The sequence below is a fragment of the uncultured Methylobacterium sp. genome (genome assembly GCF_964244095.1).
GTDB lineage: Bacteria > Pseudomonadota > Alphaproteobacteria > Rhizobiales > Beijerinckiaceae > Methylobacterium.
The window spans coordinates 1-2,220 of the sequence record NZ_CAXTHR010000281.1 but is presented as its reverse complement, the minus strand read 5'-3'; the positions used below and the strand labels follow the sequence as shown (position 1 = coordinate 2,220).

Sequence of the window (2,220 nt, the reverse complement as noted above, 5' to 3'; positions counted from 1 at the left end):
CTGCCGTGAAGAACGCCTGCCATAATGCATCCTCCGCCTGACGCGTCAGCGCCAATAATGCACCATCACACTCCGGGACTGCACACCTAGAGCCGTGCCCGACCACGTTGGGTCGGGCACGGCTCTAGGCCCTTGTTTTAACGCGCACTTTCGCGACGAACCGGCATCCATTTCGTCGGAGTGCGCTCTAGCCCCTCCGTGTTGCTGCTGCGCTCCGCGCTGCCCCACTCACTAGTGCCACTTCGAAGTGTCGACGCTGGGCTTGTCGCCGACGTTGTAAGACGTGTACAGCGCCAGCGCCTTGTTCTTCTGACCCACGACACCCAGCGTGTTCGTCATATCGTACTTGTTCTTCTTATTGCCGCAGCCGTCCGTCTCGCTCTTCACCTCGGCTCGCACATGAACCTCCTGCGCCCAGCCATAGGCGCTATTGTTCGAACTCTTCTCCTCGCCCGGCAGCATGCAGTACCAGTCCTTCTTCCCGTTGTGGCCGGCCAGCGTGTAGACCGTGATCCAGATGGCGTTCTTGGCGTTGTTCTTCGTCCAGATCTTGTCGGCCTGGGCCTCCCCGGCCAACCCGGCGAGCGTGGCGGCAGCGATGGTGAGTGCGGCGATCTTCTTGAGTGCGGTCATGATCCTGATGCTCCTCGTGTTCCGGGCGCTCCGTGTGGCGCCGTTCGGTGAAGACACTATGTGGGAGAGGGGTCGGCGGCGGAATTCGGTTTCATCTATTGCCGCGATAGGCTCCGACGATCAAGCTCGCCTGATGATCGATTTTGGCCCGTTCCGCTAAGGCTTCCCGCTATTCCAAAAACCCTGAGTTCTGCACCGGCCGCTTCGGTTGCCGTCCGAGCAACCAGATCGTCCACGCTTGCCGACGACCGGCGGATGCAGGGCCCTGCAGGGTTCCCGATCCGTTTGGCGCGAGCCGGCATCTGGTGTAAGGCCCGGCGCCACGAGCAGGCCTGCGCCACGCGCCGCTAGCGGCGCAGGTACGGTCCCGAACGAGGCCGGCGCCTGCAACAAAGAATCCCGGAATCCCGATGCAGACCGTCCTGATCGTCGTCCACCTCATCATCGTGCTGTCGCTGATCGGCGTCGTGCTGCTGCAACGCTCCGAGGGCGGGCTCGGGCTCGGCGCGGGCAGCAGCGGCGGCGGCGTCTCCGGCTTCATGACCGGGCGCGGCCAGGCCAACGCCCTGACGCGGGCGACCGCGATCCTCGCCGCCCTGTTTTTCGCCACCAGCCTGACGCTTGCCGTCCTGTCGCACCGCTCGGCCGCGCCGAAGTCGATCCTCGACGGCGCGGGCGGGACGACGCAGCCGGCCGGCCGGCCCACCGGCGCCGACAACCTGCTCGACACCCTGCGCCAGCAGAACAACGCCCCGGCCCCTCCGGCGGCCCCGGCTCAGACGGGCGTGCCCGACGCGCCGCAATCGCGCTGATCCGGCACGGGATGGACGGCCGGCTGCACGCTCGCGCCGTCGTCGCACGAGCGAGATCTTTAACGTCCCCACCCTAGGCATGCCCGACCCTGCATGGTGCGACATCCCGGGGGATCGCGCGGCGCGGGCGGCGTGCCGTTTGGCAAATCGCCCCGCCTTCTCTATGGACCAAGGCCCATGACGCGGTACGTTTTCATCACCGGCGGCGTGGTCTCCTCGCTCGGCAAGGGCCTGGCCTCGGCGGCGCTCGCGGCGCTGCTCCAGGCGCGCGGCTACGCGGTCCGCCTGCGCAAGCTCGACCCCTACCTCAACGTCGATCCGGGCACGATGAGCCCGACGCAGCACGGCGAGGTCTTCGTCACCGACGACGGCGCCGAGACCGACCTGGATCTGGGCCATTACGAGCGCTTCACCGGCGTGCCGGCCACGCGCGCCGACAACATCACCACCGGCCGGATCTACCAGGACATCATCGCGCGCGAGCGCCGCGGCGACTACCTCGGCGCGACGATCCAGGTGATCCCGCACGTCACCAACGCGATCAAGGCGTTCGTGCTGGACGGCAACGACGCCTTCGACTTCGTGCTCGTCGAGATCGGCGGCACGGTGGGCGACATCGAGGGCCTGCCGTTCTTCGAGGCGATCCGCCAGCTCGGCAACGACCTGCCGCGGGGCGCGACCGCCTTCGTGCACCTGACGCTGCTGCCCTACATCCCGTCGGCGGGCGAGCTGAAGACCAAGCCGACGCAGCACTCGGTGAAGGAGCTGCGCTCGA

3 protein-coding genes are annotated in these 2,220 nt (G+C 67.2%); 2 read left to right on the top strand and 1 reads right to left on the bottom strand.

All coding sequences use genetic code 11. From position 1 onward, the window contains the following. Window positions 1-231: 231 nt before the first annotated feature. Window positions 232-633, bottom strand: a complete 402-nt coding sequence (locus tag ACFE86_RS22550) for a hypothetical protein (RefSeq protein WP_375457536.1) — start codon at window positions 631-633, stop codon at window positions 232-234. A gap of 410 nt (window positions 634-1,043) precedes the next feature. Here ACFE86_RS22550 and secG point away from each other — a divergent pair, with 410 nt between their 5' ends. Together secG and ACFE86_RS22540 are read left to right on the top strand one after the other, a co-directional pair. After that, window positions 1,044-1,445, top strand: coding sequence for a preprotein translocase subunit SecG (gene secG, locus ACFE86_RS22545; protein WP_375457535.1), 402 nt, complete (start codon window positions 1,044-1,046; stop codon window positions 1,443-1,445). 177 nt (window positions 1,446-1,622) lie between these two features. After that, the coding region (locus tag ACFE86_RS22540) for a CTP synthase (RefSeq protein WP_375457534.1) at window positions 1,623-2,220 on the top strand (598 nt) is incomplete at its 3' end.